Source organism: Sphingoaurantiacus capsulatus, from assembly GCF_042648405.1.
Taxonomy (GTDB): domain Bacteria; phylum Pseudomonadota; class Alphaproteobacteria; order Sphingomonadales; family Sphingomonadaceae; genus Sphingoaurantiacus; species Sphingoaurantiacus capsulatus.
This window is the reverse complement of sequence record NZ_JBHRXV010000003.1, coordinates 22,548-47,168: the sequence shown is the minus strand read 5'-3', so window position 1 is coordinate 47,168 and position 24,621 is coordinate 22,548. Positions and strand designations below refer to the sequence as shown.

Annotated in this window: 25 protein-coding genes; 18 read left to right on the top strand and 7 right to left on the bottom strand. The window is 67.9% G+C overall.

Annotation, left to right across the window (positions count from 1 at the left end):
• Positions 1–40 precede the first annotated feature (40 nt).
• The gene (locus ACFOMD_RS03525; RefSeq protein WP_380856937.1) at positions 41–268 is read left to right on the top strand and encodes a sulfurtransferase TusA family protein; all 228 of its coding nucleotides are present in this window, start codon (positions 41–43) and stop codon (positions 266–268) included.
• On the opposite strand, the gene ACFOMD_RS03520 is transcribed toward ACFOMD_RS03525, so the two are convergent.
• The gene (locus ACFOMD_RS03520) at positions 265–639 is read right to left on the bottom strand and encodes a VOC family protein (RefSeq protein WP_380856934.1); all 375 of its coding nucleotides are present in this window, start codon (positions 637–639) and stop codon (positions 265–267) included. The two genes, ACFOMD_RS03525 and ACFOMD_RS03520, sit on opposite strands and share 4 nt — an antisense overlap.
• A gap of 55 nt (positions 640–694) precedes the next feature.
• Between ACFOMD_RS03520 and ACFOMD_RS03515 the strand changes: the two genes are divergently transcribed.
• Positions 695–2,620: an alkyl/aryl-sulfatase gene (locus ACFOMD_RS03515; RefSeq protein ID WP_380856931.1), complete on the top strand. Its 1,926-nt coding sequence runs from the start codon at positions 695–697 to the stop codon at positions 2,618–2,620.
• Between the two features lie 144 nt (positions 2,621–2,764).
• Here the strand turns inward: ACFOMD_RS03515 and ACFOMD_RS03510 are convergent, their stop codons facing one another.
• Entirely contained in the window at positions 2,765–3,163 is a 399-nt protein-coding gene (locus tag ACFOMD_RS03510; protein WP_380856929.1) for a hypothetical protein, read from the bottom strand.
• Positions 3,164–3,308: 145 nt separating this feature from the next.
• Between ACFOMD_RS03510 and ACFOMD_RS03505 the strand changes: the two genes are divergently transcribed.
• Both ACFOMD_RS03505 and ACFOMD_RS03500 read left to right on the top strand, forming a co-directional pair.
• The gene (locus ACFOMD_RS03505; RefSeq protein ID WP_380856927.1) at positions 3,309–4,118 is read left to right on the top strand and encodes an acyl-CoA thioesterase; all 810 of its coding nucleotides are present in this window, start codon (positions 3,309–3,311) and stop codon (positions 4,116–4,118) included.
• 4 nt (positions 4,119–4,122) lie between these two features.
• Positions 4,123–4,899: a helix-turn-helix domain-containing protein gene (locus ACFOMD_RS03500; protein WP_380856925.1), complete on the top strand. Its 777-nt coding sequence runs from the start codon at positions 4,123–4,125 to the stop codon at positions 4,897–4,899.
• 128 nt (positions 4,900–5,027) lie between these two features.
• Here ACFOMD_RS03500 and ACFOMD_RS03495 read toward each other — a convergent pair whose 3' ends face one another.
• Positions 5,028–6,551 (bottom strand): acyl-CoA synthetase, encoded by a 1,524-nt coding sequence (locus ACFOMD_RS03495; protein WP_380856923.1) that lies wholly within the window; start codon positions 6,549–6,551, stop codon positions 5,028–5,030.
• A gap of 258 nt (positions 6,552–6,809) precedes the next feature.
• Here ACFOMD_RS03495 and ACFOMD_RS03490 point away from each other — a divergent pair, with 258 nt between their 5' ends.
• From ACFOMD_RS03490 to ACFOMD_RS03470, 5 genes are all read left to right on the top strand, one after another.
• Positions 6,810–7,469, top strand: a complete 660-nt coding sequence (locus ACFOMD_RS03490) for a peptidylprolyl isomerase (RefSeq protein ID WP_380856921.1) — start codon at positions 6,810–6,812, stop codon at positions 7,467–7,469.
• 74 nt (positions 7,470–7,543) lie between these two features.
• The gene (locus ACFOMD_RS03485; RefSeq protein WP_380856918.1) at positions 7,544–8,434 is read left to right on the top strand and encodes a glycine--tRNA ligase subunit alpha; all 891 of its coding nucleotides are present in this window, start codon (positions 7,544–7,546) and stop codon (positions 8,432–8,434) included.
• A 141-nt stretch (positions 8,435–8,575) separates the two neighbouring features.
• Positions 8,576–10,696: a glycine--tRNA ligase subunit beta gene (gene glyS / locus ACFOMD_RS03480; protein ID WP_380856915.1), complete on the top strand. Its 2,121-nt coding sequence runs from the start codon at positions 8,576–8,578 to the stop codon at positions 10,694–10,696.
• Between the two features lie 78 nt (positions 10,697–10,774).
• Entirely contained in the window at positions 10,775–13,483 is a 2,709-nt protein-coding gene (gene ppdK, locus ACFOMD_RS03475) for a pyruvate, phosphate dikinase (RefSeq protein WP_380856912.1), read from the top strand.
• Positions 13,480–13,890: a hypothetical protein gene (locus tag ACFOMD_RS03470; RefSeq protein WP_380856909.1), complete on the top strand. Its 411-nt coding sequence runs from the start codon at positions 13,480–13,482 to the stop codon at positions 13,888–13,890. Before ppdK ends, ACFOMD_RS03470 begins: the two co-directional genes overlap by 4 nt.
• Before the next feature lie 110 nt (positions 13,891–14,000).
• On the opposite strand, the gene ACFOMD_RS03465 is transcribed toward ACFOMD_RS03470, so the two are convergent.
• Positions 14,001–14,612 carry a hypothetical protein gene (locus ACFOMD_RS03465; RefSeq protein WP_380856906.1) on the bottom strand — a complete coding sequence of 204 codons (612 nt, stop codon included), beginning with the start codon at positions 14,610–14,612 and terminating at the stop codon, positions 14,001–14,003.
• A gap of 108 nt (positions 14,613–14,720) precedes the next feature.
• On the opposite strand from ACFOMD_RS03465, the gene ACFOMD_RS03460 reads away from it, so the two are divergent.
• The 4 genes from ACFOMD_RS03460 to phnE all read left to right on the top strand — a co-directional run bounded on the left by ACFOMD_RS03460 (position 14,721) and on the right by phnE (position 18,662).
• The gene (locus tag ACFOMD_RS03460) at positions 14,721–15,938 is read left to right on the top strand and encodes a CaiB/BaiF CoA transferase family protein (RefSeq protein ID WP_380856903.1); all 1,218 of its coding nucleotides are present in this window, start codon (positions 14,721–14,723) and stop codon (positions 15,936–15,938) included.
• A 101-nt stretch (positions 15,939–16,039) separates the two neighbouring features.
• On the top strand, positions 16,040–16,825 hold the full coding sequence (phnC, locus tag ACFOMD_RS03455; RefSeq protein WP_380856900.1) for a phosphonate ABC transporter ATP-binding protein: 786 nt from the start codon (positions 16,040–16,042) through the stop codon (positions 16,823–16,825).
• Positions 16,822–17,823 (top strand): phosphate/phosphite/phosphonate ABC transporter substrate-binding protein, encoded by a 1,002-nt coding sequence (gene phnD / locus ACFOMD_RS03450; RefSeq protein WP_380856897.1) that lies wholly within the window; start codon positions 16,822–16,824, stop codon positions 17,821–17,823. Before phnC ends, phnD begins: the two co-directional genes overlap by 4 nt.
• On the top strand, positions 17,820–18,662 hold the full coding sequence (gene phnE, locus ACFOMD_RS03445) for a phosphonate ABC transporter, permease protein PhnE (protein WP_380856894.1): 843 nt from the start codon (positions 17,820–17,822) through the stop codon (positions 18,660–18,662). The genes phnD and phnE overlap by 4 nt, the downstream gene beginning before the upstream one ends.
• A gap of 75 nt (positions 18,663–18,737) precedes the next feature.
• On the opposite strand, the gene ACFOMD_RS03440 is transcribed toward phnE, so the two are convergent.
• The gene (locus tag ACFOMD_RS03440) at positions 18,738–18,986 is read right to left on the bottom strand and encodes a GlsB/YeaQ/YmgE family stress response membrane protein (RefSeq protein WP_380856891.1); all 249 of its coding nucleotides are present in this window, start codon (positions 18,984–18,986) and stop codon (positions 18,738–18,740) included.
• Positions 18,987–19,149: 163 nt separating this feature from the next.
• Between ACFOMD_RS03440 and ACFOMD_RS03435 the strand changes: the two genes are divergently transcribed.
• From ACFOMD_RS03435 to ACFOMD_RS03425, 3 genes are read left to right on the top strand one after another with little or no spacing between them, the layout of a single operon-like run.
• Positions 19,150–20,073: a nucleoside hydrolase gene (locus tag ACFOMD_RS03435; RefSeq protein ID WP_380856888.1), complete on the top strand. Its 924-nt coding sequence runs from the start codon at positions 19,150–19,152 to the stop codon at positions 20,071–20,073.
• Positions 20,070–20,921 carry a ribokinase gene (locus tag ACFOMD_RS03430; protein ID WP_380856885.1) on the top strand — a complete coding sequence of 284 codons (852 nt, stop codon included), beginning with the start codon at positions 20,070–20,072 and terminating at the stop codon, positions 20,919–20,921. The genes ACFOMD_RS03435 and ACFOMD_RS03430 overlap by 4 nt, the downstream gene beginning before the upstream one ends.
• A gap of 2 nt (positions 20,922–20,923) precedes the next feature.
• Positions 20,924–21,844 carry an isopenicillin N synthase family dioxygenase gene (locus ACFOMD_RS03425; protein ID WP_380856882.1) on the top strand — a complete coding sequence of 307 codons (921 nt, stop codon included), beginning with the start codon at positions 20,924–20,926 and terminating at the stop codon, positions 21,842–21,844.
• A 59-nt stretch (positions 21,845–21,903) separates the two neighbouring features.
• On the opposite strand, the gene ACFOMD_RS03420 is transcribed toward ACFOMD_RS03425, so the two are convergent.
• Positions 21,904–22,374 carry an Hsp20 family protein gene (locus ACFOMD_RS03420; protein ID WP_380856879.1) on the bottom strand — a complete coding sequence of 157 codons (471 nt, stop codon included), beginning with the start codon at positions 22,372–22,374 and terminating at the stop codon, positions 21,904–21,906.
• Positions 22,375–22,548: 174 nt separating this feature from the next.
• Between ACFOMD_RS03420 and ACFOMD_RS03415 the strand changes: the two genes are divergently transcribed.
• Together ACFOMD_RS03415 and ACFOMD_RS03410 are read left to right on the top strand one after the other, a co-directional pair.
• The gene (locus tag ACFOMD_RS03415) at positions 22,549–23,019 is read left to right on the top strand and encodes a DUF1465 family protein (RefSeq protein WP_380856876.1); all 471 of its coding nucleotides are present in this window, start codon (positions 22,549–22,551) and stop codon (positions 23,017–23,019) included.
• Positions 23,020–23,027: 8 nt separating this feature from the next.
• Complete coding sequence (locus tag ACFOMD_RS03410) at positions 23,028–23,447, top strand: VOC family protein (RefSeq protein ID WP_380856873.1); 420 nt, start codon at positions 23,028–23,030, stop codon at positions 23,445–23,447.
• 8 nt (positions 23,448–23,455) lie between these two features.
• Here ACFOMD_RS03410 and ACFOMD_RS03405 read toward each other — a convergent pair whose 3' ends face one another.
• Entirely contained in the window at positions 23,456–24,598 is a 1,143-nt protein-coding gene (locus ACFOMD_RS03405; RefSeq protein ID WP_380856870.1) for an acyl-CoA dehydrogenase family protein, read from the bottom strand.
• Between the last annotated feature and the right edge of the window lie 23 nt (positions 24,599–24,621).

Below are 24,621 nucleotides of genomic sequence, written 5' to 3'. Positions count from 1 at the left end.
ACCCTCCCCTTGGTCGTTGCGGCCATGCTAAGCGCGGGGGGTGGAAAGCCAACCTGTCATTCACGTCGATGCGCGCGGCCTGCGCTGCCCGCTGCCGGTGCTCCGGCTGCGCAAGGCGGCCGAAGGGATGACCGGCCGTGTCGAGCTGCTAAGCGAAGACCCGGCGGCGCACGCGGACGTGCCGGCGTTCGTTCGCGAGCGCGGCTGGACGCTGGTCAGCCGCAGCGATGAAGGCGAAGTCACCCGCTGGCTGATCGATCTCGGTTAGACCGGTGCCGGGCCGATCTGCTCCCACAGTTCGATCTTCACCCCGTCCGGATCGACGATCCACGCGAACTTGCCATAGTCCTCGTTCTGCGTGCCGATCGCCTCGACGCCCTTCCCCTTCAGCTCGATAAGGAAGGCATCGAGATCGTCGACGCGCAGGTTGATCATGAACGGCAGGATGCTCGGCGCGAAATAGTCGGTCTCGGCCTTGAAGGGGCTCAGCAGGCTGTAGCCCTCCGCCCCGCCGTCCGACAGGCGGAACATCGTCCCCCATTCGCCGCCGATGCCGAGTTTTTCCGCATACCAGGCCTTCGTCGCCGCGGTGTCCTTCACCTTGTAGAAGACGCCGCCCAACCCTGTGATCTTCGCCATATTGCCGGTCCTCGCTGATCGGCGCAGCATGCCGCAAACAACAGGGGAGGGCGAGATGCGGGGGCTGATCGCGATATCGGCGATTCTGCTGGGGGGAACGGCGCAGGCAGCGGAGCCGACGGCGGGCACCAAGGCGGCGAACGCGGCGGTGCTGAAGGCGCTGCCGTTCAAGGACACCAGCGACTTCGACCGCGCGAAGAAGGGCTTCATCGGCACCTTGCCCGACGGGCTGATCCGCGACGCCAAGGGCGCGGTGGTGCGCGATCTCAACCAGGTCGAGTTCCTGAAGGGCCCTGCGCCCGACAGCGTCAACCCGAGCCTCTGGCGCAACGCCCAGCTCACCGCGATGCACGGCCTCTACGAGGTGACGCCCGGCGTCTGGCAGGTGCGCGGCTTCGACCTCTCCAACATGAGCATCATCCGCGGCGCCACCGGCTATGTCGTCATCGACCCGCTGACCACCGCCGAGGCCGCGCGCGCCGCCATCGGCCTCGTCAAAAAGCATCTCGGCGACAAGCCGGTCACCGCCGTCATCTACACGCACAGCCACGTCGACCATTTCGGCGGGGTGCGCGGCGTCGTTGATGAAGCCGACGTCAAGGCCGGTAAGGTCGCGATCTACGCGCCCGCCGGCTTCATGGAGCATGCGGTCAGCGAGAATGTCATCGCCGGCAACGCGATGGGCCGCCGCGCCAGCTATATGTTCGGCTCGCGGCTCCCGGCGGGGCCGCAGGGACATGTCGGCACCGGCATCGGCCCGCGCGCCTCGGGCGGCAGCATCACCTTGATCGCGCCCACGCACGAGGTGAAGGCGACCGGCGAGACCGCGACCATCGACGGCGTCGCGGTCGAGTTCCAGCTGACGCCCAATAGCGAGGCGCCGGCGGAGATGAACCTCTATCTCCCCGCGCTGAAGGCGCTCTGCCTTGCCGAGAATTTCGGCGGGTCGATGCACAATATCCTGACGCCGCGCGGTGCGCTGATCCGCGATTCGAAGGCGTGGGCGGATTATCTCACCCAGTCGCTGCGCCGCTACGGCGACCGCACCGAGGCGCTGTTCACCTCGCATTTCTGGCCGCGCTGGGGGCAGAAGGACATCGCCGAGTCGGTGGCACTGCAGCGCGACGCGTATAAATATCTCCACGACCAGAGCGTGCGGCTGATGAACCGCGGCTACACCGGCATCGAGATCGGCAACATGATCGAGTTGCCGCCGGTGCTGGCCAGCGCCTGGTTCAACCGCGGCAACTACGGCAGCCCCAGCTTCAACGCCCGCGCCGTCTATCAGCGCTACATGGGCCATTATGACGGCAACCCGTCCAACCTGAATCCGCTACCGCCCGAGGATGTGGCGAAGCGCTACGTCGCGGCGCTCGGCGGCTCGGCGAAGCTGCTTTCGCTCGCCGCCGACGCCCGCAAGGCCGGCGACGAGCGCTGGGCGGTCGAGTTGCTGAAACAGCTGGTGTTCGCCGAACCGCAGAACACCGCCGCCAAGGCCGCGCTCGCCGACGCGCTCGAACAGCTCGGCTACCGCGCCGAGTCGGCGCCGTGGCGAAATATCTACCTGTCGGGCGCGCAGGAGCTGCGCGGCGCGGCGGCGACCCCGGCCTCGGAGACGGCGGCCTTCGACGTGGCCCGCGCCATGCCGATGTCGTCGCTGCTCGACCTGCTCGCCGTCCGTCTCGATCCCGAAAAGGCGGGCAACAAGAAACTCAAGATCGCCTTTGTTGCCGGCGGCGAGCGCCACCTCGTCAGCATCGCCAACGGCGTGCTGATTCACGAGGCGGGCGCCCCCGAGAAGGTCGAAGCCACCATCACCGCGCCGACCGCCGCCATCCTCGCCATGCTCGGCGGGCAGACGACGGCGCGCGAGCTGATGGGCCAAGGCGTGATGAAGATCGACGGCAACCCGCTGGCGCTGCTCGGCTTCGGCGAGCTGTTCGACCGTCCGCCCACCGACTTCCCGCTGGTCACGCCGTAACAAATACCCCTCGCCCGCTTGCGGGAGAGGGAGGGGCCCGCCGCGAAGCGGTGGGAGGGTGAGGGTGTGCCGCGCGAGCGGCTCGCTGACGCTCGCACACCCTCACCTAACCTCTCCCGCAAGCGGGAGAGGGACTTGAACGGATCACGCTAAGGCGTTTGTGCGCATCCGCTTCAGCCCGAGATACTCAAGCTCGGCAAACGTCGCGACGGCGAGCGCCTGCGCGACCACCACCACGATGCCGAGCGTCGTCGGCGCCGCGCCCATGCCGGCGGCGATCAGGAAGCTGTCGATCACCCAGATCGCGTTGATGATGATGGCGATCCACACGCCGGCGACGGGCGGCTGCTCGCGGCTGGCCAGCCAGCCGACGAAGGCGGCGAAGGGCAGCAGCGACAGGCCGGCGGTCTGCAGCAGGTCGACCGGCAGGCCGAGCAGCGGTGATGCGAAAGATGCCCCGGCCGCAAAAGCGACGCCCGTGACGGCGCAGGTGATCGCGTCGAGGGCAAGCACGCGGCGCAGGAAGGTGGCGGAAGCAGTCATGGCGAACCTCCTTTATCTGGCGGGCGCCGATCGCCCGTCCTGCCGCCATGATTGCCATCGCGGTGCAGCGCGTCGATTACCCGGGAGGTAATGGAAGCCGCGCACCGGCGGCGTTAGCGTGACCTATCCCTTGGCGAGGATTTGGATGACCGATCACCCGTTCGACACTGCGATGACGCTCGAGCCCGCCGGCGAGGGTGCGTGGCGCGGCCAGACCAGCGACGACTATTGGAACATGGTCGGGCCGTTCGGCGGCGTCGTCGCCGCTTCGCTGTTCCGCGCTGCGCTTGACGATGCGCGGCGACAGGGCGACCCGGTCGCGCTCACCATCAACTTCTGCGCCGCGCTGGCGAAAGGCGAGTTCGACGTGACCGCCCGCCCGGCGCGTACCAACCGCTCGACGCAGCACTGGACGATGGAGATGACGCAAGGCGGCGGCGGCGCGGTCGCCACGGCCACCGCGATGTTCGGTGCGCGCCCCGATACCTATGCCCATCGCACCATATCGCCGCCCGCCGTCGCCGGCTTCGACGCGCTCACCCGCTTCACGCCCAACGGCCTTGGCTGGACGCAGCGCTACGACTTCCGCTTCGCCGAGGGGGCGCCCGAATGGAACGGCGACCCGGAAACGCCCGGCGCCACCCGATCGGCGCTGTGGATCAGGAACGACCCGCCGCGCCCGCTCGACTTCGTCGGGCTGGTGGCGCTCTGCGACATCTTCTTCGGGCGGATCATCCATCTGCGGAAGAAGATGGTGCCGTTCGGCACCGTGTCGATGACCGCCTATTTCCACGCGACGCCCGACGATCTCGCCGCCGTCGGCGACGCCCCGATTCTCGGCCTTGCCGACAGCCGCATCTTCGATCGCGGCTTCCACGATCAGTCGGCGGAAATCTGGTCGGCCGACGGCCGGCTGCTCGCGACCAGCCATCAGGTCGTCTATTATAGGGACTAGCGCGATGAACCAGCTCCGCCCCGTGGGCGACCAATTGCGCGACTGGCGGCAGCGCCGCCGTCTCAGCCAGATGGACTTGGCGCTCGATGCCGACATCTCGACCCGCCACCTGAGCTTCGTCGAAACCGGCCGCTCGACCCCGAGCCGCGATCTGCTGCTCCACCTCGCCGACCAGCTCGGCGTGCCCTTGCGCGAACGCAACGCGCTGCTGCTTTCCGCCGGCTACGCCCCCGCCTATGCCGAACGCCCGCTCGACGATCCCGCGCTCGCCGCCGCGCGCGCCGCGGTCGACCTCTTGCTCAAGGCGCACGAGCCGTTTCCGGCGCTCGCCGTCGACCGCCACTGGAACCTCGTCGCCGCCAATGGCGCGGTCGGGCCGTTCCTCGACGGCGTTTCGCCCGACCTGCTCGGCCCGCCGCTGAACGTGCTGCGGCTCAGCCTGCACCCGCAGGGCCTCGCCCCGCGCATTGCCAATTTCGGCGAGTGGCGCACGCACATCCTCGACCGCCTGCGCCAGCAGATTGCCACCACCGCCGACGACCGGCTGATTGATCTCCACGCCGAACTTTCCGGCTACCCCGGTGGCGAAGAGGGCGGCGGCCACACCGATTACGGCGGCGTCGTCGTCCCGATGCGGCTGCGCACCCCGGCCGGCGAGCTGAACTTCTTCAGCACGATCACCGTCTTCGGCACGCCCGTCGACGTGACGCTCGCCGAACTGGCGATCGAAGCCTTTTTCCCCGCGGATGAGGCGACGGCGAGCGCGCTGCGCGCCGTCTAGTCCCCTCTACCTGGAGGGGAGTGGGCGACTCGCGGTAGCGAGCGGGGAGAGGGTGGTATCCGAGAAAGACGCGCCATATCCGGCGACCACCCTCTCCCTAGCCCTCTCCCCTCCAGGGAGAGGGGATCTTAAGCCGGCTCTTTCGCCTTCGCCCAGTAACGGTCCTTCAGCAGCCGCTTGTAGAGCTTGCCCGTGTCGTGCCGCGGCAGCTCGCGCTCGAAGTCGATCGACTTGGGGCATTTCACATGGCTCAGCCGCTCGCGGGTAAACGCAATCAGCTCGGCCTCAAGCGCCGGGCCGGCATCCGCCCAGTCGCGTGGCTGGACGACCGCCTTTACCGCCTCGCCCATGATCTCGTCGGGCACGCCGATCACCGCCACGTCGAACACCTTGGGGTGCATGACCAGCACGTCCTCGGTCTCCTGCGGATAGACGTTCACGCCGCCGGTGATGATCATGTAGGCGGCGCGGTCGGTGAGGAAGAGGTAGCCGTCCTCGTCGACATAGCCGATGTCGCCGAAGGTGGCGCCATGCTCGGTCATCACGCTCGCGGTCTTCTCCGCGTCGCGGTGATATTCGAACTCGCCGCCGCCGTGGAAATAGATGCGCCCCTCGCGGCCCGGCGGCAGCCGGTTGCCCTCGTCGTCGAGCACGCGAATCTCGCCGAGCAGCGACTTGCCCACCGATCCCGGCTTCGCCAGCCATTCCTGCGGGCTGATCGCGGTGAACCCAGCGCCTTCGGTCGCCGAATAATATTCGAAGATCACCGGTCCCCACCAGTCGATCATCTGCCGCTTCACGTCGACCGGGCAGGGAGCGGCGGCGTGGACGGCGGCCTTCAGGCTCGACACGTCATACTTGCGGCGCACCTCGTCGGGCAGCTTCAGCATGCGCACGAACATCGTCGGCACCAGCTGCGTGTGGGTGATGCGGTGCTTCTCGACCAGTGCCAGATATTGCTCGGGGTCGAACTTCTCCATGACGATGATGGTGCCGCCCGCCTGCTGCACCGCCATGCAGTAGCGCAGGGGCGCGGCGTGATAGAGCGGCGCCGGCGACAGATAGACGGTGTCGCCGTTGAACCCGTAGAGCATCGTCACCAGCATCAGCAGCGCGTTGGGCGCATCGATGGCGCCCTCGGGCAGCTTCCCCGAAATGCCCTTCGGCCGCCCGGTGGTGCCCGACGAATAGAGCATATCGCGGCCCGGCGATTCGTCGCCGATGCGCTCGGCCGGCTGCTTCGCGATCGCCGCGGCGAAATCCGCGTAACCCGGGATACTGCCGCCGACCGAATAGCGCGCCACCGGCGCCGAAAGCTGCTCGGCCACCGGCGCCAGCCCCGGCGAGGCGAAGATGATCTTCGACCCCGAATCCTCGACGATGTAGCGCGCCTCCTCGAGGCCGAGCTTCGTCGAAATACAGGTGAAGATCAGCCCGGCGCGCTGGGCGCCCCAGCAGATCGGCAAATAATGCGGCCCATTCTCCATCAGCACCGCGATGGCATCGCCGCGCTTCAGCCCGTGCGCGCGGAACAATTGCGCGATGCGGTTCGATTCGGCTTCCAGCTCGCCATAGGTGATCGTCTCGCCCGACCCCGCCATGATGATGGCGGGCTTGTCCGGGTTGTTCGCGGCGTGAATATACGGATGCAAGAAGGGCCTCCCCAGGTCCAGATGCGCCAAGGCTAACACGCGCCCCCGAACCCGGACAGGCTGCCGCAATCGCGAGGGGTGGCGCGCTACCACCCCGCGCGCCCCATCCCCGTCATCCTGACGAAAGTCAGGATCTCCTCACGAGTAGCCGCAGATCCCGTGAGATCCTGACTTTCGTCAGGATGACGGCCTTGGGGGGAGGGACGCCCCGAACGCTCGGGGCTTTTGCGGCTCGCCTTTTGCGCTAAGCTCACCCCCATGAAACGCCTCCTGCTCCTCGCTGCGCTGCTCGCCGCGCCCGTCCTCGCCCAGACCACCGAACCGGCCCCCGCGGCGGCGCCCGCCCCCGGCGCGGCCGTCGCCCCGATCGAAGCGCCCAAGCCGGCGACCGTCCGCGTCACGCTCACCACCCCCGACGGCCCGATCGTGCTGGAGCTGGAGAAGGAGCGCGCGCCGGTCACCACCGCCAACTTCCTGCGCTACGTCGACCAGAAGCGCTTCGACGGGGCCGTCTTTTACCGCGCGATGAAGCTGACCCCCGACGGCAGCTACGGCCTCATCCAGGGCGGCACGCGCGGCAATCCGAAGACCACGCTCCCCGCCATCGCGCACGAGCCGACCAGCAAGACCGGGCTCAGCCACGTCGACGGCACCATCTCGATGGCGCGCGGCGCGCCGGGTTCGGCGACCGGCGACTTCTTCATCACCATCGGCGCGCTGACCTCGCTCGACGCCGACCTGACCAAGCCGGGCGACAACCTCGGCTTCGCCGCCTTCGGCCGCGTGGTCGAAGGGATGGAGACGGTGAAGAAAATCATGGTCGCCCCGACCTCGCCGACCGAGGGCGTCGGTGTGATGAAGGGTCAGATGATCGCCGCGCCGATCAAGATTACGACCGCACGGCGGACTCCGCTTTAGCCGCCACTTTGCTTGCCCGCACGCGCGCGGGCCGCTAGGACGCAGCCACATTTGTGCACTGCGAAAGAGCTTGCGTGGCCGCGCCGTCGTTTCAGGAACTGATCCTCAGGCTCCAGCGCTACTGGGCGGAGCAGGGCTGCGTCGTGCTGCAGCCCTATGACGTCGAGATGGGCGCCGGCACCTTCCACCCCGCGACGACCCTGCGCGCGCTTGGGCCCAAGCCGTGGCGCGCCGCCTATGTCCAGCCCTCGCGCCGCCCGAGCGACGGCCGCTACGGCGAAAACCCGAACCGGCTGCAGCATTATTACCAGTTCCAGGTCATCCTGAAGCCGTCGCCCGACGACATCCTCGACCTGTATCTCGGCTCGCTGCGCGAGATCGGCATCGATACCGACAAGCACGACATCCGCTTCGTCGAGGACGATTGGGAAAGCCCGACGCTCGGCGCGTGGGGCCTTGGCTGGGAAGTCTGGTGCGACGGCATGGAGGTGACGCAGTTCACCTATTTCCAGCAGGTCGGCGGCATCGAATGCGCGCCGGTGTCCGGCGAGATCACCTACGGGCTGGAGCGCCTCGCGACCTATATCCAGGGCAAGGACAGCGTCTACGAGCTCGCCTACAACGACCGTCCTCCCGGAGACGGGGGCGTGACCTACGGCGACGTGTTCCTCGAAAACGAGAAGCAGTTCTCGGCCTATAATTTCGAACTCGCCGACACCGATCTGCTGTTCGAGCAATTCAAGCAGGCTCAGCAGGAGTGCCGCAAACTCCTCGACGCGGAGAAGCCGCTGCCCGCCTATGACCAGGCGATCAAGGCCAGCCACTTCTTCAACTTGCTCAATGCCCGCGGCGTCATCTCGGTCGCCGAGCGGCAAGCCTACATCGCCCGCGTGCGCGAACTGACGAAGGGCTGCTGCGACGGATGGATTCGTCACAACGGCTGGGCGGCGGGAGGAGCGGCGTGATGCTGAACTATCCCCACCGTCATCCCCGCGAAGGCGGGGACCCAGTCCATCAAATCACGTGCCAGCTCCCGCTGGCGCTATCTCCTTCGTGCTGGATCCCCGCCTTCGCGGGGATGACGATCAGCGCCGGGGAGACCGCCCGTGGCTGATTTCCTGCTGGAACTGTTCTCCGAAGAAATCCCGGCGCGCATGCAGCCGAAGGCCGCCGACGACCTGAAACGGCTGTTCGGCGAGGCGCTCGCTGCCGCCGGCCTCAAGGCGTCGGCCATCGAAACCCACGCCACGCCGCGCCGCCTCGCGCTGATCGCGACCGGCCTGCCGCTGGCGACCGCCGATCAGCAGGAAGAGCGCCGCGGCCCCAAAGCCGACGCACCGGCACAGGCGATCGACGGCTTTCTCAAGTCGACCGGCCTGTCGCGCGACCAGCTCGAGGAGCGGGACGACCCCAAGGGCCGCTTCCTCTACGCGATGATCTCGAAGGCCGGCCGCCCGACCCGCGACGTGCTCGCCGAGGCGGTGCCGTCGATCGTCCGCGCCTTTCCGTGGCCGAAGTCTATGCGCTGGGGTTCGGGCACCCTGCGCTGGGTCCGCCCGCTGCACTCGATCATCGCGCTGCTCGACGGCGACCTGGTCGACCTCGACATCGACGGCATCCGCAGCGGGCGCACGACGACGGGCCACCGCTTCCTCAGCCGCGGCACGATCGAGATCGCGTCGGCCGCCGACTATGCCGCCACGCTGCGCGCCGCCCACGTCATCCTCTCCGCCGACGAGCGCGCGAAGCTCATCGGCGACGGCGCCCGCGCGCAGGCGACCGCCAAGGGCCTCGAACTGATCGAGGACGCCGGGCTGCTGGCGGAGAACGCCGGCCTCACCGAATGGCCGGTACCGCTGATCGGCGACTTCGACCCGTCGTTTCTCGACGTGCCGCCCGAGGTGATCCAGCTCACCATGCGGGTGAACCAGAAATACTTCGCCTGCCGCGACCCGAAGACCGGCGCGCTCGCCCCGGCCTTCGTGTGCGTCGCCAATATCGAGGCGTCGGACGGTGGCGCGGCGATCGTCGCCGGCAACCGCAAGGTGCTCGCCGCGCGGCTGTCGGACGCGAAATTCTTCTGGGAGCAGGACAAGAAGCAGGCGCTCGAAACCTACCTCGCCAAGCTCGACGGCATGCTCTTCTACGAAGGCATGGGCTCGCTGCGCGAGAAGACGGAGCGGCTGTCGCGCCTGTCGAGCGAGATCGCCCGTCGCTATTTCCCTGAGCGTGACCCGGCCACCGCCGAGCGCGCGGGCCTGCTCGCCAAGGCCGATCTCGGCACCGGCATGGTCGGCGAGTTCCCCGAGCTTCAGGGCATCATGGGCGGCTATTATGCCGAGCAGGGCGGCGAGAAGCCGGGCGTCGTCGCGGCGCTGAAGCAGCAATATTTGCCCGTCGCCGAAGGCTGCATCCCGGCGTGCGTCGCCATCGCCGACCGCGTCGACACGCTTGCCGCTTTCTTCGCGCGCGGCATCAAGCCGACCGGCTCGAAGGACCCCTTCGCGCTGCGCCGCGCCGCGTTGGGGATCATTCAAACAATCACACACAACCAAATCAGAATGCCGTTGCTACCCGTTCTGATGTTTGCAGATCGGTTGATCTCACGAGGCGGCGATAAGTCGTTGATCGAGGACATGGCGCAGGAAGCATTTTACAAACGACAAGGAACGGACTCGACCGCGTTCCTCAATGGGCACGGGTTTGCGCTGCTCGATTTCTTCGCCGACCGCCTCAAGGTTCAGCAGCGCGAGGCGGGCGTCCGCCACGATCTGATCGACGCGGTGTTCGCGCTCGGCGGCGAGGATGATCTCGTCCGGCTGCTCGCCCGCGTGAAGGCGCTGCAGGCGTTCGTCGCCACCGAGGACGGCACCAACCTCCTCGCCGGCTACAAGCGCGCCGCGAACATCCTGCGCATCGAGGAAAAGAAGGACGGCGCCAGCTTCGATGGCGATGTCGAGGCAAAGCTGCTGACCGCCGCCGAGGAGCAGCGCCTCGCCGCCGAGCTCGACGCGGTCATCCCCGATGCCCGCGCGGCGGTCGAGCGGGAGGACTTCACCGCGGCGATGGCGAGCCTTGCGCGGCTCCGCGCGCCGATCGATGCGTTCTTTACCGACGTGACCGTCAACGACAGCAACGCCGACGTGCGCGCCAACCGGCTGCGGCTGCTGGGGCGGATTCGCGCGGCGGTGCATACCGTGGCGGATTTCTCGCGGATCGAGAGTTAAGAGGGAGAGCCTGCTTGCCATTGCCGCCCCGCTGGCCTCGTGGGGAGCGATATCGAGCAGGCGAGGGAAGGGGCAAAGATGGCGACCAAGGCGGCCGGAGCGGATGCGATGAACAGCCAGTGGGTCTATCGCTTCGGCGGCGACGCGTCGGACGGCGGCAAGGGCATGAAGGAGCTCTTGGGCGGCAAGGGCGCTAACCTCGCCGAAATGGGCTCGATCGGCCTACCGGTGCCCCCGGGCTTCACCATCACCACCGCGCTCTGCGCCGCCTACTACGACCGCGGCGAGGTCTATCCGTCCGAACTCGCCGCGCAGGTGACAGAGGGCCTCGCGCATATCGAGGGCGTGGTCGGCAAGACGTTCGGCGATGCTGCCGATCCGCTGCTCGTCTCGGTGCGCTCGGGCGCGCGCGTGTCGATGCCGGGCATGATGGACACCGTCCTCAACCTCGGCCTCAACGACGAAACCGTCCTCGGCCTCGCCAAGACCAGCGGCGACGAGCGTTTCGCCTGGGACAGCTATCGTCGCTTCATCCAGATGTATTCTGACGTGGTCCTCGGCCTCGACCATTATCTGTTCGAAGAAGCGCTGGAGATCGCCAAGGAGGACCGCGGCGTCGCGCTCGATACCGAGCTGTCCGCCGACGACTGGAAGGCGCTGGTCGCCGACTACAAGGCGAAGGTCGAGGCGGAACTGGGCCGGCCCTTCCCGCAGGACGCCGGTGAGCAGCTCTGGGGCGCGATCGGCGCCGTCTTCGGCTCGTGGAAGTCGGAGCGCGCCAAGGTCTACCGGAAATTGAACGACATTCCCGAAAGCTGGGGCACCGCCGTCAACGTGCAGGCGATGGTGTTCGGCAACATGGGCGAGACCTCGGCCACCGGCGTTGCGTTCACCCGCGACCCGTCGACCGGCGAGCACGCCTATTACGGCGAATATCTCATCAATGCGCAGGGTGAGGACGTCGTCGCCGGCATCCGCACGCCGCAATATCTGACGAAGGCCGCGCGCGAGCGTGCCGGCGCCAAAGCCGCCTCGATGGAAGAGGCGATGCCCGAGACCTATGTCGAGCTTGCCGAGGTGTTCGACCTGCTGGAGCGGCACTACCGCGACATGCAGGACATCGAATTCACCGTGCAGCAGGGCAAGCTCTGGATGCTGCAGACCCGCTCGGGCAAGCGCACCGCCAAGGCCGCGCTGAAGATCTCGGTCGACATGGCGAACGAAGGCCTGATCACGCCCGAGGAAGCGATCCTCCGCGTCGATCCGGCCGCGCTCGACCAGCTCCTCCACCCGACGCTCGATCCGGATGCGCCGCGTGACGTCATCACCAAGGGCCTGCCCGCCTCGCCCGGCGCCGCGTCGGGTGCTGCCGTGTTCGATTCGGACACCGCCGAGCGCCGCTCGGGCCTCGGCGAGGATGTCATCCTCATCCGTGTCGAAACCTCCCCCGAAGACATCCACGGCATGCACGCGGCGCGCGGCATCCTGACCGCGCGCGGCGGCATGACCAGCCACGCCGCCGTCGTGGCGCGCGGCATGGGCCGCCCCTGCGTGTCGGGCGCCGGCTCGATCGCCATCGACATGAAGACGCGGACGATGCGCGTGACGGGGCGCGAGGTGCAGGAAGGCGACATCGTCACCATCGACGGCTCGACCGGCGAGGTGATGATCGGCCGCGTGCCCACCGTGCAGCCCGAACTCGCCGGCGACTTCGGCCGCCTGATGGAATGGGCGGACACCAAGCGCCGCCTCAAGGTCCGCACCAACGCCGAGACGCCCAACGACTGCCGCACCGCGCGCCAGTTCGGCGCCGAGGGCATCGGTCTCTGCCGCACCGAGCATATGTTCTTCGACGCGGCGCGCATCACGGCGGTGCGCGAGATGATCCTCGCCGAGGACGAGAAGGGCCGCCGCGTCGCGCTGGCGAAGCTGCTGCCCGAACAGCGCCGCGACTTCACCGAGATTTTCGAGATCATGGCCGGCCTGCCGGTGACGATCCGCCTGCTCGATCCGCCGCTGCACGAATTCCTGCCGCACCGGGAGGAGGAGTTCGAGGAAGTGGCGAAGTCGTCGGGCGTCGGCGTCGAAACGCTGCGTCGCCGCACTGCCGAGCTGCATGAGTTCAACCCGATGCTCGGCCATCGCGGCTGCCGCCTCGGCGTCACCTATCCCGAAATCTACGAGATGCAGGCCCGCGCCATCTTCGAGGCGGCGGTCGACGTCGCCGAGAAGTCGGGCGCGGCGGTCGTCCCCGAGGTGATGGTGCCGCTCGTCGCCACCGCGCGCGAGCTGGAGCTGATGAAGGCGGTCATCGACCGCACCGCGCAGGCGGTGTTCACGGAGCGCGGCCGCACGCTCGACTATCTGGTCGGCACGATGATCGAGCTGCCGCGCGCCGCGCTGCGCGCCAAGGAGATCGCCGGCGAGGCCGAATTCTTCTCCTTCGGCACCAACGATCTGACGCAGACCGCGCTCGGCATCAGCCGCGACGACGCCGGCCGCTTCCTCGGCGACTATGTCGACAAGGGCATCTACGCCAAGGACCCGTTCGTCAGCATCGACGTCGAAGGCGTCGGCGAGCTGATCGAGATCGCCGCCGAGCGTGGCCGCGCCGCGCGCCCGACGCTCAAGCTCGGCATCTGCGGCGAGCATGGCGGCGATCCCGCCTCGATCGACTTCTGCGAAGGCCAGCGCCTCGATTACGTCAGCTGCTCGCCCTATCGCGTGCCGATCGCCCGCCTCGCCGCCGCGCAGTCGGCGCTGAAGCGCAGCGAGGCAAAGGGGTGATCCGCGGCGTCGCCCTCGTCGGGCTGCTCCTCGCCGTCGCTGCCTGCGACCGCGAGGAAAAGCCGCTGCCGCCCGAGCGGCCCAACGCGCAGGCGACGACCATCAAGCCGCAGCACCATGTCCTGCCCGAGGAAGTCGATTTCGCCGGGCGCTGGGCAACCAGCCTCGATCAGTGCGAAACCGGCTGGTGGGACTTCGGCGGCGACGAGATCCGCAATGCGGAAGGGTTCGGCTGCTCGGTCATGCAGGACGAGCGCACAGCGGACACCGCCACCCTGCAGATGACCTGCGTGGGTGACGGCATGCCGTCGATGGAAAGCTGGATCATCCGCTTGGGTGAAGACAGCCTAACCGTCTCGCGCCCGACCGCGCCGACCGAAACGCTGGTGCGCTGCCCGGCTTACTGACGGGCAGCCGGCACCTCATCACAAACGTCCGTCATACCGGCGAAAGCCCGTATCCAGTCCAACGCCGGTCTGGACACCGGCTTTCGCCGGTATGACGGAGTCGGGAGCGCTCAGCTCAGCGGCGCGTCCCCACCGATCTTCCCGAACCGCGCCTCATATTCCGTCGTCCGCCCTTCCGCGAGCAGCTTGGCCTGCTCGACCAGCTGATCGCGCTCGATCCGCCCGCTGAACTTGTCGAGCCTGGCATCGGCCGCCGCCACATCGGCGGGGGACCATTCGGCGATCTGGCGATAGTGGAACACCCCGATCTCATTGAGCTTCGCGGCGAACCGGTCGCCGACGCCTTTCATCAAGGTCAGATTGTCCGGCGCTCCGCTCGGCGCGGCCGTCGGCGCGATCACCTCGCTGGCCACACCGCTGCCGATTGGCGGCGCGACCACCGCCGCCGGGGCCGCGCTGCGCTTGGCGCTCTCGCGGCGCAGCCGGTCGACCTCGTCGGACAGCGGGCGCACCTGGTCGCGCGAGGCGGCCACGTCGCGCTCGAGCTGGGTGATCCGCGCGTCGCGCGCGTCGATCTCGGCCTTCAGCCGCGCGACATCCGCCTGCGACAGCGCCAGCCGGCGGCGCGACGGTCCCATCCGTGACAGCAGCAAGCCGACGAGCAGGCCGACGAGGGCCCAGATGATGATGGCCACCTGATCGGGGGCGAGCGACAGGTTCACGGCGATTCTCCAGTAAAGGTTGTTACGGCTTCCAATACAGCCACGCGCGCGGGGTTCCATAGCGTCGCGGATCGGCTATGACCCGCGCCACGGTTTGGGGAGGGAATCATGGCGGGTCCGTTGCACGGGCTGAAGGTGCTCGATCTGTCGCGCGTGCTCGCCGGGCCGTGGGCCGCGCAGATCCTCGCCGACCTCGGCGCCGACGTGATCAAGGTCGAGCGGCCGGGCGCGGGCGATGATACCCGCCTCTGGGGCCCGCCCTTCGTCACCGACGCTGACGGCACCCCCGGCGACGCCGCCTATTTCCTCGCTGCCAACCGCAACAAGCGCAGCCTCGCCGTCGATCTGGCGAGCGCCGATGGCCAAGCGGTCATCCGCCGCCTCGCCGCCCAGGCCGATGTGGTGCTGGAGAACTTCAAGCAGGGCGACCTCGCCCGCTACGGCCTCGACTATGCGACGCTCAGCGCGGAGCACCCCAAACTCATCTACTGCTCGATCACCGGCTTCGGACAGGACGGGCCGCACAAGCACCGCCCCGGCTATGACTTCATGATTCAGGGCATGGCGGGCTTCATGAGCCTGACCGGCGAGGCGGGCGGCGAGCCGTTGCGCGCCGGGGTCGCCGTCGCCGACCTCACAACCGGCATGTATTCGGCGATCGCCATCCTCGCCGCGCTCCGCCACCGCGACGCGAGCGGAGAGGGGCAGCATGTCGACATGGCGCTGTTCGACGTCACCTTCGGCTGGCTCGCCAATCAGGCGCAGAATTATCTCGTCGGCGGCAAGGCCCCCGGCCGGGTCGGCAACACGCACCCCAATCTCGTGCCGTATCAGGTCTTCCCGACCGCGACGAAGCCGGTCATCGTCGCCGTCGGCAACGACCGGCAGTTTGCCGCTTTCGCCGCCGTCCTCGGCCATCCGGAATGGGCGGCGGATTCGCGCTTCAAGCTCAACCGCGACCGCATCGCCAACCGTGACATGCTGGTGGCGCTCATCATCGAGGCACTCGCCACCCAGTCTGCCGATCACTGGCTCGCCGCGATCGAGGCGGTCGGCGTGCCGGTCGGCCCGGTCAACGATCTGGCGCAGGCGTTCGCCGATCCGCAGGTGGCGGCGCGGGGGCTTCTGGTGGAGGTCGCTCATCCCGTCGCCGGCCGTATCCCGACGGTCGCGCAGCCGATGAAATTCTCGAAGACCGCGCCCGAATATCGCTCCGCGCCGCCGCTGATCGGGCAGCACAGCCGCGCCGTTCTCGCCGACGCCGGCTTCACCGAGGACGAGATCGTTGCACTCGAGTCCTCGGGCGTCGTGTCGCAACACCCATGACTCGCCTTGGCGGCGGTTCCGCGCCCCGCTAAAGGAGTCGCAGCGCTGTCATAGATCCGTCGTAACCGGCCGAGAGGGGCCGCGCCTGTAGGGGGAAGTCGGTGGCGCAGGCCATCCAGGTATCACAGCTTTCGAAGACCTTCGGCACGCGCAAGGCGCTGAAGTCGGTCGACCTTTCCATCCAGCCTGGCGAGATGGTGGCATTGATCGGGCCTTCGGGTTCGGGCAAGTCCACGCTGCTGCGCAGCCTCGGCGGCATGAACGTTGGCGACACCGGCACCGTCACCATCGGTAACCGCAAGGTGCAGTCGAACGGGAAGATCTCGTCGGAAATCCGCAGCGTCCGCCGCGGGCTTGGTGTCATCTTCCAGCAGTTCAACCTCGTCGGCCGTCTGAGCCTGATGACCAACGTGCTGATGGGCTGCCTGGGGCGTATTCCGGGCTGGCGCGGCACGCTCGGTTTCTTCCCGGTAGACGAAAAGGAAAAGGCGGTCGCCGCGCTCGATCGCGTCGGCCTCTCCGAATATGGCGAGCGCCGCGCCTCGACGCTGTCGGGTGGCCAGCAGCAGCGCGGTGCCATTGCCCGCGCCTTGCTGCAGGGCGCCAACACCCTGCTCGCCGACGAGCCCATCGCTTCGCTCGACCCCGTGTCGGCGCGCCGCGTGATGGAATTGCTCGCCCGCCTCAATGTGGAAGAGGGGCTGACCGTCGTCGTGTCGCTCCATCAGGTCGATGCGGCGGTAACCTTCTGCAAGCGGGTGATCGCGATGCGCGACGGCGCGATGGTCTACGACGGCGCGCCCGCCGGCCTCACCCAGGATATCCTGCGCAACATCTACGGGCCGGAGTATGAAGACTTCGCCCAGGTTGGAGTTTCCCCGGCATGATGATGAAGCCGATCCGCCGCGCCGGTGCGGCGCTGGCCCTCGCGCTCGCCGTCGCTTCGTGCGGCGCGCCCGAGAAGCAGGACCCGAACACGGTCAACTTCTCGATCCTGTCGACCGAATCCTCGGAGAATCTGCTGCCCAAGTGGCAGCCCTTCCTCGACGACATGGCGAAGGAGACCGGCCTCACCATCAAGCCGTTCCTCGCCGACGACTATGCCGCGCTGATCGAGGCGACGCGCTTCGGCCAGGTGCAAGCTGGCTGGTACTCGACCAAGGGAGGCTATGAGGCGGTCAACCGCGCCGAGTCCGAAGTGTTCGCGCAGGCAACCTATTCGGACGGCGTTGCCGGCTATTATTCGGTGGTCATGGTCCGCAAGGACAGCCCGCTGAAAAAGGTCGACGACCTGCTGAAGTGCGACAAGACGCTCGACTTCGGCATGGGCGATCCCAATTCGGGCTCGGGCACCTTGGTGCCGCTCGTCTTCCTGTTCGCGCCGCGCAACATCGACCCTTCCGCCTGCTTCAAGACGGTGGTCAACGCCAATCACGAGGCGAACGCGCTGTCGGTGGTCAACAAGCTGATCGACGCCGGCACCAACAACACCACGAGCCTGATGGCGATCCAGCGCTCGCGTCCCGAAATCGCGGGGCAGATGCGCGAGCTGTGGCGCTCGCCGCTGCTCGGTTCGGACGTGCTGACCTACCGCAAGGACCTCGATCCGTCGGTGAAGGCCAAGCTGCAGAATTTCTTCGTCAATTATGGCCGCAAGGGCTCGCCCGAGCAGCAGAAGCGCGAGCAGGCGATCCTTGAGCAGCTTGAATGGGATAATTTCTACAAGGCCGACAACAGCGTCCTCGACCAGAACCGCTACATCGAGCTGAAGCGCGAGGAGTTCGAGCTGCGCGGCAAGACCGACGCCGCCTCGGCCACCCGCCGTCAGGAGCTGGCCGCCGAGATCGTCAAGCTCGGCTACGATGCCTCCAAGGTCGGCCAATGACCGCGCCGGAACCACTCGACATGACCTCGGCGGGCGCTGGTGCGACCGGCCTCGCCATCGACCCCAGCAAGGCGAAGGCGCCGCTCACCGGCGGCTTCAACTTCATCCTGCTGATCATCGTCGCGATCGCGTTGGCGATCTCGTTCGGCCCGGCCGAGATGTACAAATCGTCGCTGCTGGTCACCGACGCCGACAAGATGGGCACCTATCTGTCCGGCTTCCTGCGGCCCGATTTCGGCCAGTGGGAACTGTACATGACCGAGATCATCATCACGGTGCAGATCGCGCTTTGGGGCACCTTCCTCGCGGTGGTCGCGGCGATCCCGTTCGGCCTGCTCGCCTCGCGCAACGTCGCGCCGGTGTGGATCGTCCAGCCGGTTCGCCGCCTGATGGACCTGTTCCGCTCGATCAACGAGCTGGTGATCGCCACCATCTTCATCGTCGCCGTCGGTCTCGGGCCGTTCGCCGGCGTGATGGCGCTCGCGGTTCACACCACCGGCGTGCTGGCGAAGCTGTTCTCGGAAGCGGTCGAAGCCATCGAGCCGGGGCCGGTCGAGGGCGTTCGCGCCACCGGCGCCAGCCGTGTGCAGGAAGTGGTGTGGGGCGTGATCCCGCAGGTGCTGCCGCTGTGGACCAGCTTCGCGCTCTACCGGTTCGAGAGCAACGCGCGCTCGTCGACGGTGCTCGGCATCATCGGCGCCGGCGGCATCGGCGCGCTGCTGATGCAGAACATCCGCAGCTTCAACTATGAACGCACCGCCGCCATCGTCATCCTGATGGTCATCGCGGTCATCATCATCGACAATCTTAGCCAGGCGATCCGCAAGCGTCTGGTGTGACGCGCCGCTGATGCCAAAAGAAAAGGGCCCGCGCTCCATCCGGAACGCGGGCCCTTTTCTTTTCGAACCGCCAGGCTAGGCCGCGCGTCGGATCAGCTTGACCACCGCCAGCAGGATGATCGCACCCAGCAGCGAGAACAAGATCGACGTCAGGTTGAGCGGGGCGTTCAGGATCGAGGCGCCGCCGCCGAACAGGAAGCTGGCGATCAGCGCGCCGACGATGCCGACCGCGATGTCGATGATGAGACCGCCGCCGGTCTTCATGATGATGCCGGCCAGCCAGCCGACGAGTGCACCGATCAGCAGAATGATGATGAGATTCATGGTCGTGTTCCTCCTCCAAGATCCGCCGTCGCGGAACCCTGAGGGGTAGACGCCTTTCCGGCTTTGTTGGTTCCGGCAGCGTTCCGTCTGTCGGCGGCGGACCTGGGCCGTGCCGTATGTGGCCCGCTTGCCCCGGTAGGGCCGAACCGCCCATAACGGCGAGGTGACTGCGACCCCGATCATCTTCGACTGCGACCCCGGCGTTGACGACGCCGTAGCGCTGCTGCTCGCCTTCGCGTCGCCCGAACTCGAACTGCTGGCGATCACAACCACCGCCGGCAATGTCTCGGGCACGCTGACCGCCCGCAACGCGCGGCTGATCCGCCAACTCGCCGGCCGCGAGGACGTGCCCGTCCATATCGGCGCCGAACGGCCGCTGGTGCGCGAACCCGTCGAGGCCGGCGCCTTCCACGGCGAAAGCGGCCTTGGCGCACTGCCGATCGCCGAGCCAGCGTTGCCCGTCACCAGCGGCGACGCTGTGCAGGCGATCATCGACATCGTCCGCGCCCGGCCGGAAGGGAGCGTCACGCTGGTCGTCACCGGCCCGATGACCAATGCCGCGCTCGCCTTGCAGCGCGCGCCCGATCTCGCCGCGCGCCTGAAGGCGATCGTCGCGATGGGCGGCGCGCGCAGCGAGGGTGGCAACATCACCGCTTCCGCCGAATTCAACATCTTCGCCGATCCACATGCCGCCGATGTGGTCTGCCGCTCGGGCGTGACGATCGTCGCCTTCGGCCTCGACGCCACCCATCAGGTGCGTGCAACCGAGGCGCGCATCGCCGCCATTGAAGCGCTCGGCAACCCGCTCGCCGACGCTGCCGCCTCGCTCCTCCGCTTCTCGCGCGAGGTGGAGCGGCAGGTGGTGCACGGTCTCGACGCGCCGCTGCACGATCCCTGTCCGATCGCCTGGCTGATCCGCCCCTCGCTGTTTGAGCTGCGCCCGTGTCGCCTGGATGTCGAAACCGGCTCGCCGCTGACGATGGGCCATACCGCCGTCGAGTTCCGCGCGCCCGAGCCCAACGCGCAATGGGCGGTGAAGGCCGACGCCGACGGCCTGTTCGCGCTGCTGACCGAGCGGCTGGCATGAGCGTCGCCGTCACCATCGTCGGGTCGGTCAACCTCGACCTCGTCGCCAGCGGCGCGTCGCTGCCCGCGCCCGGCGAGACGGTCACCGGCGCCACGCTCGCCCGCCATCCCGGCGGCAAGGGCGCCAACCAGGCGCTCGCCGCGCGCCGCCTCGGCGCTGCCGTGTCGCTCGTCGGCCGCGTCGGTGCCGATGCCATGGCGGACGAGGCGCTGGCGCTGCTCCGGCAGGACGGCGTCGACCTCAGCGGCTGCACCGCCGATCCCGCTGCCCCGACCGGCGTCGCGCTGATCGCGGTCGCGCCCGATGGCGAGAATCTGATCGTCGTCGCCCCCGGCGCCAACGCCGGTTTCGCGGCGGACGCGCTCCCCGCCATCAGCGGCGCGCTCATCGCCCAGCTCGAATTGCCGATCGACACCGTCGCAAAGGCGGTGGCGACGGCGGACGGCTTCGTCGCCCTCAACCTCGCCCCCGCCGCCGAGGTGCCGCCCGCGATGCTGGCGCGCGCCGATCTGGTGGTGGTCAACGAAGGCGAAGCGGCCTTCTACGGCGCCGCGCTCGACGTGGTGCCGGGTCTCGTCGCCATCACCCTCGGCGCGCGGGGCGCCCGGCTAATGCGGCGCGGCGAGTTGGTCGCCGAAGCGACACCGCCCAAGGTGACGGCGATCGACGCCACCGGCGCCGGCGACGCCTTCGTCGCCGCGCTCACTGTGGCGCTGCTTGAAGGGCAGGCGGAAGCCGCGGCGCTTACCTTCGCCTGCACGGTCGGTGCGCTGGCGGCGACGAAACCGGGCGCGCAGCCGTCGCTGCCGTGGCGAGCTGAGGTCGATACAATGCTGGGAAAGGCGTGACGATGGCGAAGCGCGTACCCGAACTGAGCCTCAGCGACTTCACCGCCGGCGATGCCGCCGCCTTCTCCGATGCGCTGATGCGCGGGCTTCAGGATTATGGCTTCATCATCCTGAAGGACCATGGCGTACCGGTCGACCTGCTCGGCAAGGCCTATGGTCTCGCCGAAGCAGTGTTCGCACTGCCCGAAGAGGTCAAGCGCCGCTGCGCCGCCGGCCTGCGCGGCTACACGCCGTTCGGCACCGAGCACGCCAAGGACAGCCGCCACCCCGACCTCAAGGAATTCTGGCAGATCGGTCGCGAGGCGCCCGCCGGCGTCGAGATCGACGAGGATCTGCCGCCCAACGTCTGGCCCGCGGAGCTGCCAGACTTCCGCCCGACGTTCGAGCGCCTCTTCGGCGCCCTCGACGAAACCGGCCGCACCCTGCTGCGCGCGCTGGCGCCGAAGCTTGGCCTGCCCGCGGGCCACTTCGACCCGCTGGTCCGCCACGGCACCTCGATCCTGCGCGTCCTCCACTATCCGCCGGTCGATGACGGCATCGCCGCCGGCTGCGTCCGCTCGGCGGCGCATGAGGACATCAACTTCCTCACCATCATGGTGGCGGCCAAGGGGGCAGGGCTCGAACTGCTCGACCGCGACGGAACCTGGCTGCCGGTCGAAACCGATCCGACCAACCTCATCGTCGATTCAGGCGACATGCTGCAGCGGCTGACCAACGGAATCATCCCGGCGACGACGCATCGCGTCGTCAACCCGGCCGGCCCAAACGTCAGCCGCTATTCGATGCCCTTCTTCATGCACCCGAGTTCCGCGGTGCCGCTCGACGTGCTGCCCTCCTGTGTCGGCGACGGCGCCAAATACCCGCCGATCACCGCCGGCGATTTCCTCGCCGAACGGCTGCGCGAAATCGGCCTGACGAAATGAAAAAAGGCCCGGCGGTCATCCCACCGGGCCTTCGATTTCAAGCCGAAGCGTCGTCGCGGTTATTCCGCGGCGAGCTTCTGGCCCTCGATCACCGGGTGCGCGGCAAGGCCCTGGCCGATCTCGACCTTGCGGGGCTTCTTGTGCTCGGGCACCTCGCGGACCAGCTCGATGTTGAGCAGGCCGTGCTCATAGCTGGCGCCGGTCACCTTGATGGTATCGGCGAGCTGGAAGCGGCGCTCGAAGGCGCGCTTGGCGATGCCGCGGTGCAGGAACTCGCGCTTCTCGGCATCGGTCTCGGCGCCACGGCCGGTGATGATCAGGGTGTTCTCCTGGACGGTGAGGTCGAGCTCCTCGCGGCTGAAGCCGGCGACCGCCATCGAGATGCGGTACGCGTCCTGCGTCAGCTTCTCGATATTGTAGGGCGGGAACGCTTCGGCCGACGCGTCGCGGGTGGCGAGGTCGACGAGGCGGTTCAAGTTCTCGAAGCCGACCGATGAACGGAGCAGCGGGGCGAAATCGAAAGCACGCATGAGCTTCATCCTTTTCAAGCGATAAAGTCTGGATGGGGCCCGCCGGATGGCCGGGCCGTCCGTCCCGCCGGCCCCTCAGGCACCGGTGGTCGAACGGCTGCGAACTGGGTATTAACCTTTTTCAGTTCAAGAGGCGCGTGAACGAGGACCGGAACTGTGTCACACTCCGCCGGCATGACGCCCGTCGCCCATACGCCGATCACGCCCAAGCTGGTCGACACACTGTATCTCGAGGCGATGACGCTCGCCGACGAGGCGCGGAGCTATTTCGACCGCGAAGGCGCCGCTGATCGCGGCAAGCTCGATCCGGTGGCGCGCGTCGCCTTCTCCTGCGAATCGCTGAAGGTGACGACGCGGCTGATGCATGTCGTGTCGTGGTTGCTGGTGCAGAAGGCAGTGCAGGCTGGCGAACTGTCCGAACTCGACGCGCAGGCGCCCGAGCGGCGGCTGGGCCGCGCCAGCGACAGCGACGATCCCGTGCGCCTCGCCTTCCTGCCGTCGCGCTCGCGCGAGATCATCGATCGCAGCCGCGACCTCTATGACCGTGTCGCGCGCCTCGACAACCAGATCATCACCGAGCCCGCCGCCGACGCCGAACCCGCCGGCGCCCGCGCCCTGCTGGACCGCCTGCGCTCGTCGCTCTAACAGGCGACATGGCTACAGCGCTCTTCCACCTCGCTATTCCCGTCGACGATCTCGAAGCCGCGCGCGGCTTCTACGGCGGCACGCTCGGCTGTCCCGAGGGGCGCTCCGATCCGCACTGGATCGACTTCGATTTCTACGGCCACCAGCTCGTCGTCCACCTCGCGCCCGGCGCCGGTGTCGCGCACCGCAACGAGGTCGACGGCGACCATGTGCCGGTGCCGCACTTCGGCTTGGTGCTCGACTGGCCGGAGTGGGAAGCGCTGGCCGAGAAATTGAAAGCCGCCGGCACGAAGTTCGTCATCGAACCGCACGTCCGCTTCCCCGGCCGCCCCGGCGAGCAGGCGACGCTGTTCTTCTACGACCCGGCGGGCAACGCGCTCGAGTTCAAGGCCTTCCGCCGCCCCGAGGAACTGTTCGCGCGCTGGTAGCGGTCGCGTTAGATCGTGCGCGACACGACCTCCTTCATGATCTCGCTCGTGCCGCCGTAAATCCGCTGCACGCGCGCATCGCGCCACAGGCGGGCGATCGGATATTCGTTCATATAACCGGCGCCGCCATGCAGCTGCAGCGCCGCGTCGCAGCATTCCCACTGCAGCTCGGTGTGCCACAGCTTGGCCGCCGAGGCCTCGGCCGCGGTCAGCTTGCCCGCGACATGGCGGTTGATCGCCCAGTCGAGGTGAGCCCAGCCAACCTGCAGCTTGGCCTTCAGCCCGGCGAGCACGAACTTGGTATTCTGGAAGTCGAACACCGTCTTGCCGAACGCCTTCCTGTCCTTGGTGAACTTCACTGCCTCGTCGAACGCCCGCTGCGCACCCGCCTGGCCGGCGACGGCGATCTGGAGACGTTCCTGCGGCAGCTGCTGCATCAAATAGATGAAGCCCTTGTTCTCGTCGCCGAGGCAGTTGGTGATCGGCACGCGCACGTCGTTGAAGAACAGCTCGGACGTGTCCGCCGAATGCTGGCCGATCTTGTCGAGGTTGCGCCCGCGCGCGAAACCCTCGCGGTCGGCCTCGACAAGGATCAGCGAAGTGCCCTTGGCGCCCAACGGCGGGTCGGTCTTGGCGACGACGATGATGACGTCGGCGTGCTGACCGTTGGTGATGTAGGTCTTCGAGCCGTTGATTACATAGTGATTGCCGTCGCGCTTCGCCGTGGTGCGCACGCCCTGCAGGTCGGAGCCGGCGCCCGGCTCGGTCATCGCGATGGCGCTGATCACCTCGCCCGACACCATGCCGGGCAGCCAGCGGCGCTTCTGCTCGTGGGAGCCATAGTTGTTGATATAGTCGACGGTGATGTCCGACTGCAGCGTCAGGCCGGCGCTCGACCCGGCATAGCTCAGCTCCTCGCCGACCACGGCGTTATAGCCATAGTCGAGGCCGAGGCCGCCATATTCCTCGGGCACCTGCGGGCAGAGGATGCCCGCCTCGCCGCACGCCTTCCAGAAGTCGCGGTCGACGATGCCGTCCTTTTCCCATCGGTCGAGATTGGGGACCAGCGCGCGGTCGAAGAACTTCCGCACGGAATCGCGGAACATCGCATGGTCCTCGTTGAAGGCGCTGCGGTCGGCGGTCTCGATCATTCCCTCGCTCCGGCAAAAATGTG